This window comes from Verrucomicrobiota bacterium, assembly GCA_016871675.1.
Lineage (GTDB): Bacteria > Verrucomicrobiota > Verrucomicrobiia > Limisphaerales > VHCN01 > VHCN01.
On the sequence record VHCN01000097.1, the window covers coordinates 1 to 9308 of the forward strand.

General features: G+C 67.8%; 3 protein-coding genes. 2 read left to right on the forward strand and 1 reads right to left on the reverse strand.

Annotated elements, in window-relative coordinates; genetic code table 11:
- The first annotated feature begins 251 nt into the window (after positions 1–251).
- Both FJ386_14345 and FJ386_14350 read left to right on the forward strand, forming a co-directional pair.
- On the forward strand, positions 252–851 hold the full coding sequence (locus FJ386_14345) for a tetratricopeptide repeat protein (GenBank protein ID MBM3877871.1): 600 nt from the start codon (positions 252–254) through the stop codon (positions 849–851).
- Between the two features lie 308 nt (positions 852–1159).
- A complete protein-coding gene (locus tag FJ386_14350; GenBank protein ID MBM3877872.1) occupies positions 1160–8941 on the forward strand; it encodes a hypothetical protein in 7782 nt (2593 codons plus the stop codon).
- 44 nt (positions 8942–8985) lie between these two features.
- On the opposite strand, the gene FJ386_14355 is transcribed toward FJ386_14350, so the two are convergent.
- Entirely contained in the window at positions 8986–9165 is a 180-nt protein-coding gene (locus FJ386_14355; GenBank protein MBM3877873.1) for a hypothetical protein, read from the reverse strand.
- Positions 9166–9308 lie beyond the last annotated feature (143 nt).

Here is a 9308-nt window from a genome sequence, read left to right on the forward strand (position 1 = left end):
ACGTGGCCGGGTGGACGATCAAGCAGACGTGGCAGTTCGAGTTGCAGAACAGCAAGGAGATCGACGTGGTGCTGGACATCCGGCGGAACTTCGCGGGGGACTGGACGCTGGTGACCGCGCAAGCCCAAGAGAAGGTGGACGCGACGAAGGTGAAGTTCGTGATCCCGCTCAAGCCGCGGGAGAAGAAGACGTTCACCTACGAACTGACGACCCGCTTCGGGACGAATGCGACGAAGTAACCCGGGAGTTGCATGAATTGCCTGGTGACATGGGTTGCGTCCGCTGCACGCCGGTTGCAGTTCATCGCAACGAGCCTTCGTCCCCATGCAACTTATGCAACCAGGTTACCCCTTGTAACCCTTCTGCCGCTCGCCCTCGCCGCCTGCGCCACCACGCCGAAACAAACCTCCGCAGAGCGACACGCCGCGGCGAAGGCTGCGTTCGACACGACCACGAAGGAATTTCATCTGCCGTCCGCCGAGTCGCGCGGGGCGGAGCGGCAGCGGTTGCTCACGGAAGCCGCGCGCGGTTACGAGCGGGTATTGTCGCGCTACAAAGACCAGCCGTTCTGGTGCGCGCAGGCGTTGCGCAGTCTCGCGAACGTTCGCGCCACGCAGGGCCGCACCGCCGACGCCGTGCGTCTATACGGCGACGTGGCGAACAAGTATCCGGACCAGTCGTGGGAAGTGCTGCAGTCGTGGCGGTCGGCGGCGGATGTGCTTTGGGAGGCAGGAAACCGGGAGCAGGCACGCGTGTATTACCGTCTGCTCATTGAACGTTTCGACACCCCGGATGCGGCACAGGTCGTGAGGACCATCGTCCGCGGCGCGAAGGCGCGGTTGTCGGAGTGAAGCGGTGGACGTCCGGGCGTTGAAGCGTTGCATCGGGCGGCGTTGGCTGCAAAGCACGCAAAGAGCGCATCGGTTCAGAGCCGTTCCCTGTTGCGCCTTCTTCCGTCCTTTGCGGCAGATCAACGCCATCCGTCCTGACAAATGTTTTGCGACACTTTTACCGCGCGCTGGTTGTGGCGCGGTGTCTGCGATAAGTTTGCGACACCTTGAGCACACGCCTGCAGTCAAACCGTCGCCGCGCTCCGCAATTCACCTGATACTCGAACGCCGTTGCAACTGACACTGTCGATCCAATCCGGTCCAGCCCTATGAAGACTTCACGCCGCCTCCCCTGCTCGTTCTCGTCCGCCGATTCACGCCGATGGAAGCTGCCGCTGCTCGCGCCGCGCGGCCGGAGCGCGGGTCTCCCGACTCGCGGGTTCGCGCTGTCGTTCCTGTTCGTCCTCGCCGTCGCGGCGGCGTTGCCCGCGCGCGCGCAGATGCTCCTCAACGTGGACTTCGGCGTCGGCGCGGCGAGCGCGAAGACCGGTTTCGCCGGCACGGGCCGCGCCACGAACGACCACTGGAATCTCTACACGCACTACAATCCCCGCTTCGCGCCCGGCATGCCGCTTGTGCTCGGCAGCCGCCTCGACAGCGTGAAGCTCTCCGACGGCACGCCCACGACCGTCGCCATCGCCGTGACAAACGCGCCCGGCGTGTGGGGCAACTCGACCGGCGACGCGATGTATGACAACTACATCTTCGCGATGAACCGATCGAACATCGTCGTGACCATCACCGGCCTTGAGCCCGGCCGCTACAACCTCCACCTCTACGGCCACGCCGACCCCGACGCCACGGGCGAGCAGAACTCCATCTTCACCGTGCGCTCGGCGAACACGAACTTCGGCCCGATGACCGTCGTGAGTTCCGCAGGTTGGAAGCTGCCCGCGCCGATGGTCGAAGGCCATCAGTTCGTCGTGTTCCGCGATCTGCCCGTCGCGCCTGGCGTGCCGCTCATCATCGAAGTCGCGCCCGGCCCCAATGGCGTCGCCGTCCTCAACGGCCTGCAACTCTCCTCCAAGGGCACCGCGCCGCCGAAGCTCGTGGACGTGCTCCCGCCCGCCCTCCGCCCCGCGCTCACGAATCTCGTTGTGCACAGCATCCGCTACGACGGCAAGGTCGGCGAGACCGAGGCGCGCTTCGCCGTGAGCCTCACCGTCGAGTCGCAGTCCACGAACGACCTCGCGCTGCCGCTCTTCACCGGCGACGTCGCGGTGCTGCCCGGCCCGCTGCCCAAGGACGTGCGCATCGTGCGCGGCACCGGCCAGTATCGCCTGCACGTCGGCGCGCCGGGCACGTTCGACCTCAAGTTCGACGTCGTCGCGAAAATCACCAGGGCCGAGCCATGGAACTCGATCTCCTTCAACGGCCCGCCCGCCGCCATCGCGAGCGTCGTCGCGCAGGCCGCAAGCGCGGGCATGGAAGTCCAGCTCCTCGGCGGCACGCCGCTCGACAACGAGAAGAACAAGTCGCGCGCCGAGGGCTTCCTCGCCGCCGACCGGCTGCTCTCGATGCGCTGGCAGAGCAAGACCACCGAGATCACCCGCAAGTCGCTCATCACCGTGGACACCACCGCCGCGGCGCAAGTCTCGCCGACCGTCGTGAAGTTCACCACCGCGCTGCGCTACGAAATCCTCCAGGCTCCCGTGGCCAAGCTCACCTTCGCGTTCCCGGCCACGCAGACGCTCACGCGGTTGCAGGGCGAACAAATCCGCGACTGGCGCGTCGAGCGCATGCCCGCGGGCGCGCAACCGCCCGGCGGCGGCGGACAGGCCGAGCCGATGTCGCTGCTCACCGTCGAGTTCATCAAGCCGGTCGAGAAATCCTACGCGCTCACGCTCTTCACCGAGCAACCCATCGAGACCACGCCCGTCTCGCTGAACCTCCGCCCGCCGCAGCCGCTCGATGTCGAGCGCGACTCCGGCTCCTTCACGCTGTCCGTGGACGACACGGTCGTCGAGGTCGAGTCCGTCACCGGCCTGCGGCAGGTCAACGCCGCGCCCGGCTCGCTCGCGGCTTATCGTTTCCACGGCTGGCCGCTGGGGCTTGGCGCGCGCGTGCAGCGTATCGAGCCCGTGCTCAAGTCCGCCGACCGCGTCACCGCGCGCCTCGAGGAGACCCGCCTGCTCGTCACGCACTCGATCGCGCTCACCGTCGAGAAGGCCGGCATCTACCACGTCGAGTTCGCCGCGCCGACCAACTTCGTCGTCGCCGATGTGAAGGGCGACGGCGTCGAGGATTGGAAGCTCGCCGACGGAAAGATCCGCGTGAACTTCACCGCGCGCGTGCTCGGCATGCGCACGCTCCACGTCTCGCTCGAACAGGCGCACAAGACCTTCCCGGCGCAGATCGCCCTCGCCGCGCTTCGGCCCGCGGGCGCGACGAAGGAAACCGCCTTCATCGGCGCGGCCAGCTCGCCCGGCATCCGGCTCAAGACCGCCGAGCTCACGAACGCCCGCGAGATTCCCGTCACCCAGCTCGCGCAGCGCACGGGCGAGGAACTGCTCGCCTTCACCGCCGACGACGCCGCGTGGCGCCTGGCGCTCGCGACCGAGCGCCTGCCCGCGCGCATCGTCGCGGACGTCTTCAACCTCATGACCATCGGCGACGGTCTCGTGGGCGGCAGCGCGACCATGCGCTTCGGCCTCATCAACCAGGGCGTGCAGGAGTTCAAGGTCCTCGTCCCCGCGCACTGGAAGAACATCGAGTTCACCGGCCCGAACATCCGCCGCAAGGAACAGGCCTCGAACGTCTGGACCATTTCCCTCCAGGACAAGGCGTGGGGCGGCTACACGCTCGTGGTGACCTACGATTACCAGTTCGACCCGAAGAAGGCCGCGCTCGACCTCGCGGGCGCGCACGCCGAGGGCATCGAGCGCGAGACCGGTTCCGTGGCCGTGACCACCGCGGCGAGCCTCAAGCTCCTGCCGCGCCCCGTCGCCGAGCCGCTGCGCGTGATTGACCCGAGCGAACTGGCCGAGACCGACCGCGCGCTCGTCACGCGGCCCGTCCTGCTCGCGTATCGCTACACCGGCTCGGCCTTCGCGCACACCGTGGACGCCACGCGCTACGACCAGGAGCGCGTGCTGGACGCCGTGGCCGACCGCACGCAGATCACCAGCGTGCTGACCGACGCGGGCGAGATGCTCACGCAGGCGAGCTTCATGGTGAAAAACAACGACAAGCAGACGCAGCGCTTCAAGCTCCCACCCAAGGCCGACTTCTGGGGCTGCTACGTGAACAACGCCCCCATGAAGGCCGAGCGCGACGGCGAATGGCTCCTCGTCTCCCTCCCGCGCGGCGCCAACCGCGACGAGGCCTTTGCCGTGGACATCGTCTATGCCCAGAAGCTCGACGCGCTCAAGGGCGGCCTCTGGCCGCAGGCCGTCGCCCTCACCGCGCCGCAGACCGACGTGCCCAACACCTACGCCGAGTGGGAACTCTACGTGCCGCCCTCGCGCCGCGTCACCGACCTCGGCGGCACGATGGCCGCGCCGCGCGGACTCAGCTACGGACTGCGCGACGCGTGGCGCCTGTTCGTGCAGAACTACTCCGACTTCATCTCCGAGCGGGGCCTCGGCCTCGCCATCGCGGGCTTTGTCGCACTCTTTGCCGTGTCATTTGTCGGCCAGCTTGTGCGACGCGGGATGAAAGGGGCGGTGAAAGTCGTCGCCGTGTTCGGCGTGTTCGTCGTGCTCGGGGCCATCCTCGTGCCGATGATGATGCAGGTGAAATCCTCTGGATTGGCGGGCGGCTACATGCCGCAATCCGCTACCGAGCCTTTGGCCGAGCGCGTCGATGACGTGCGGAGTTTCGCCACCCGCGGCGGCGAAGAGATGCCTCGAAGCAGTTCGAGCCCGGCTGAACAACGCGCAAGGCCGATGGGTGGCCCTGCTGCGAAATATGCAAATGGCCCGCAACAGAGTGGCCAACTCGTGGACGGCTCCGCGCAGGGCCGCCGCGAGCGCGCCGCGGGTTCGGTGCTGCGCATGGAGGAGTTCACGGTCGGCGCGGCTCCTGCGCAGCCGATGACGCCACCGATGGCCGGCCTTCCGGCTCCTGCGAAGCCCGCCGGTGGCGCTGGCGGGCCGGCTGATGAGTCGCGCAATTCCTTCGCGGTTGGCTCCGCGAACTCTCCAGCGCCGGCCGGCGCCGGACTTGGCGTCGGCGCGGGCGAGGGCTTCACCACCGTCGCCAATCCCGCCGCGGCGACGGTTGCGGGCATCCGGTCCATCCGCATTGACCTGCCCCGCTCGGGACGTCCGCTGCTCTTCACCAAGGTGCTCAACTCGGGCAGGGACCCGCTCACGGTCGAGATGTCCGTGATGAAGGCGAAGGTGTTCACCGTGCTGCGGTCGGTGTTGCAACTCGTGGCGTTCCTCGCCGGGCTGGGGCTGGTGCTGGCCGAGTGGCGGCGCGTGGAGTCGAGCAGCCTGCGCCTCGCGTTCGGCCTCGCGCTCGGGCTGGGCAGCGTGACACATCTCGCGCTCGCGAGCCGCACGCTGCACTTCGCCTTCATCGCCGCCGCGCCCGTGCTCGCGCTCGCGCTGTTCCTCTGGGTGGCGTGGAAGCTGTGGCCGGCCAGAACGCGGAATGCGGATTTCGGATTGCAGAATGATGGAGGCGACGGCGCGACAGCGACCCCGGCTGGTCCGACGGGTCCGACCGATCCGACTTCGTCCTCGTCGTCGTCGAATCCCATCCCGCCCGCCGCCGCCGGCATCGCGCTGTTCTTCCTGCTCGGCGCGTCGGCATCTGGCCAGTCCGCATTCCGCAATCCGCAATCGCCAGTCGAAACGAACGCCGTGAGCCTCACGAGCGCCACCTACACCGGCACGATTCGCGAGAAGGTCGCCGAGTTCACCGCGGCGCTCACGCTCGCCAGCGCCAGCACCAACCCGGTCACGTTCCCGCTGTTCGGCGATGACGTGGCGTTGCGCGAGTTCAGCGTCAAGGCCGGCCACGCGCTGCTCGTGCGCGAGGGCTCGCGCGTGAGCGTGCTGCTCACCAACCGCGGCGAGGCCGTGCTCGAAGTAAAGCTTGCCGCGAAGGTCGGCGGCGACGTGGCGAAGCGGCGGCTTCAGTTCGGGCTGCCCGCCGCGCTTGCGAGCAAGCTCTCGGCGACGCTCGACGAGAAGGACGCGGACGTGGAGTTCCCGAGCGCGGTGTCGTTCCAGCGCGTCGCCACGGGCGACCAGACGCGCATCGATGCCATCATCGGCTCCGAGGACCGGGTGGAGCTGACGTGGACGCCGCGGGTCAAGCGCGTGGCGGAGATGGAGGCGACGCTGTTCACGGTGAGCTCGACGCTTGTGTCGCTCGGCGGCGGCGTGCTCAACGCGCGCACGGTGATTGATTACCAGATCGCGCAGGGCGAGTTGCGGCAGGCGCGCGTGAAGCTGCCCGCCGGACAGCGGCTGTTGCGCGTCGAGGGGCAGCTCATCCGCACATGGGAACTGCTCACCGACGACACGCTCGTGGTGGACCTCGTGAAGGGCGCGACCGCCAGCTACAAGCTCACCCTCGAGACGGAGCAGTTGCTCGCGGCCATCCCCGCGCCCGGCTCGGGGCAACCGCTCGCGGTGAAGATCGCCATCCCCTCGACCACGGCCGCCAGCGGCGACGTGAAGCGCGAGACCGGGCTGGTCGGCGTGGCCGGCGGCGAGGAACTCACCGTCAGCGTCGAGGGCGGCACCGAGTTGCAGCGCGTGGACTCCGCGGAGTTCGCGCGACTCTCGCCGACGCTCGGGCAGGTGAACGCGGGCGTGTGGCGTTACTTCCGCCCCGGGTTCTCGCTCACGGCGCAGGTCTCGCAGGTGCAGGCGCAGCTCGAGGCGGGCATCACACAGCGGCTCCGCATCGCGGCGGAGGAACTCCGCCTCGCGGCCGAGATCAGTTACACGGTCAGGAAGGCCGGCATCTTCCAGCTTCGCGCGCAGATTCCCGACGGCTGGCGCATCGAGAGCGTCGGCTACTTCGACGCCGCGATGCGCGCGCGGGGCAGCGCGTTCATGCTCGTGAACAACTGGACGGAGAAGAAGGTGGGCGCGGCGCGCGTGCTGGAGGTGCCGTTGCGCGAGCGCACCATCGGCAGCGTGTCGCTGCTGGTCATCCTCGCGCAGACGGTGAAGGAAACGCCCAAGTCGCTCGCGGTGCCGGCGGTGCACCCGCTCGGCGTCGAGAAGCTCAACGGCTACGTGGCCGTCGCCACCGACACGGGCATCGCCGTGAAGACCGAGAACTTCGACGGCGCGACGGAGGTTCCCGCGGCGACGGTGCCGGCGGGTGTTTATCGCGGCATGAACCAGGTGCCGACGCTGGCGTTCAAGTTCATCAGCACCACGCCCGTCGAGACCGCGCCGTGGAAGCTCTCCGTGACGACCGAGCAGCTCGAATCGTGGATTCGCGCCGAGGTCGCGAACATCGTGACCGTGAGCGAGACGCTGCTCAGCGGCCGCGTGCTCATCCGATACGACATCGCCAATTCGCCGGTGAAGGAATTCCAAATCCGCGTGCCGGTGACCGTGACGAACGTGGACATTTCCGGCGGCGCGATCCGGCGGCGCGACCAGACCAACGACGTGTGGAAGATCGAGTTGCAGAACAAGGTGCGCGGGACCTTCACGCTCGTGGTGACGTGGGAGCAGCCGCGAAAGGCCGGAAGCTCGAACGCGCCGGTGGAGATTCCCGTGGTCGAGGCGCTCGGGGTCGAGCGCGAGACGGGCGCGGTGGCGGTGCTCGGCCGCGCGCCGTTGCAGGTGACCGAGCGCAGCACGACAGGCGAGATGCACAAGATTGACCCGCGCGAGCTGCCCGAGTGGAGCGGCTTGCAGGCCGGCGTGTCGGGCAAGGACTCCGTGCTGCTGGCGTATCGCTACCTGCGCCCCGGCTGGAAGCTCACCGCCAACGCGCAGCGCTACCAGGAAGCCGGAGTGTTGCAGGCGCTCGTGGACAGCCTGCGGCTGATGACCGTCGTCGCCGAGGACGGCCAGATGATGACCGAGATGACGCTCGCGGTGCGGAACAACGGCCGGCAGTTCCTCGAGGTGAAGCTGCCGAAGGACGCGACCGTGTGGAGCGCGTTCGTGGCGGGCCAGCCCGTGCGCCCGAGCAGGCAGGCCGACCGCATCATGCTGCCGCTCGAACGCACCGGCGCGGACGACGCGCCGATTCTGGTCGAGGTGACTTACGTGGGGCGGGAGCGCTTCCCGAAGACGCGCGGCGGCGTTGCGCTCGCATCGCCCACGCTCGACGTGCCGCTCAAGAACGCGCGCTGGGACCTGTATCTGCCGCCCGATTACGAGTATGCGAAGTTCACCGGCAGCATGACGCACGAGAAGCTCGGCGTGGAGCCCGTGCGGCAGGTCTTCTCGCTCGGCGAATACAACCGGCGCGAGGCGCAGGTGAAGGAACAGCGCTTCAACGAGAGCAAGATCGCCCTCGGCAACCTCAAGAGCCTGGTGTCTTCGGGCAAGGACAACCTCGCGAACGGCGCGAACCTGGAGCAGCTCAAGAAGCTGAACAAGGATGTGCAGGACGAGGAGTCGAAGAAGGAAGTCGCCGAACTGGAGATGTCCTTCAAGCGCGCGCAAAGCCGCAACCTCGTGGACGCGCAGCGCGCGTGGAGCGCCGAGAACAGTTACCGATTCGGCGCCAACGCCAACCCAACTGACATGCCCGCGCCCCAGCAGCAACAGGAACGTGCCCAAGGCCAGGAGGGCGGACGAGGCGCGCAGGCCGGTGAGGGACTCGTCTCATATGACGCCGCCGCGGCCGACGCGCAATGGGACATGATCTGCCGCGCGCAGGAGATCACGACCACGACGGTGGCGCCGTTGCGCGCGAACCTGCCCACGCACGGCCAGTTGCTGAGCTTCACGCAAGTGCTGCAGACCGAGCTGAACAAGGCGCTCACCGTGGAGTTCCGCGCGAAGAACCTCGCCGAGACCCCGTGGTTTCGCACCGCGTTCTGGTTCGCGTCCGCCTTCGCCGCGCTTTGGCTCGCCACCGCGTTCGTCTGCGTCCGCCGCAACGGCCGGGCGTGAGAAACGTACGGTCGACGCGACGCGACGCGATGCGACGCTGGCGGTCAAGTCAAAGCACGCGAGCCCAGGGGCTGGCGCGGGCGCGTGGGATCCACCCCCATTTCGCCTCCCGCGCTTTCCAGCGCTCTGGCCTCGGTGATGATTTTGCTCTTATGTGTCTTGCCCGCCCGCGCGTAACGCTCCCGCATCCGGACCAGCACTTCTTCCCTCGTGATCTTGCTCATTTCGGAGTTCAGCGTTCGGTAATCGCGATCTTGGCCGGACTGTTATTGCCGAGCCTTGCCAAAGCGAAAGGCAGTGGGTTGGGCGCGAAGTGCATGTCCAATCTGAAGCAGATTTCCTTGGCAATGCTCAACTATGCCGGGGA

Excerpts from the sequence above, each read along its gene's own strand:
- FJ386_14350 (MBM3877872.1), top strand. The coding sequence starts at position 1,160 with ATGAAGACTTCACGCCGCCTCCCCTGCTCGTTCTCGTCCGCCGATTCA.
- FJ386_14355 (MBM3877873.1), bottom strand. The coding sequence starts at position 9,165 with ATGAGCAAGATCACGAGGGAAGAAGTGCTGGTCCGGATGCGGGAGCGT.
- FJ386_14345 (MBM3877871.1), top strand. The coding sequence starts at position 252 with ATGAATTGCCTGGTGACATGGGTTGCGTCCGCTGCACGCCGGTTGCAG.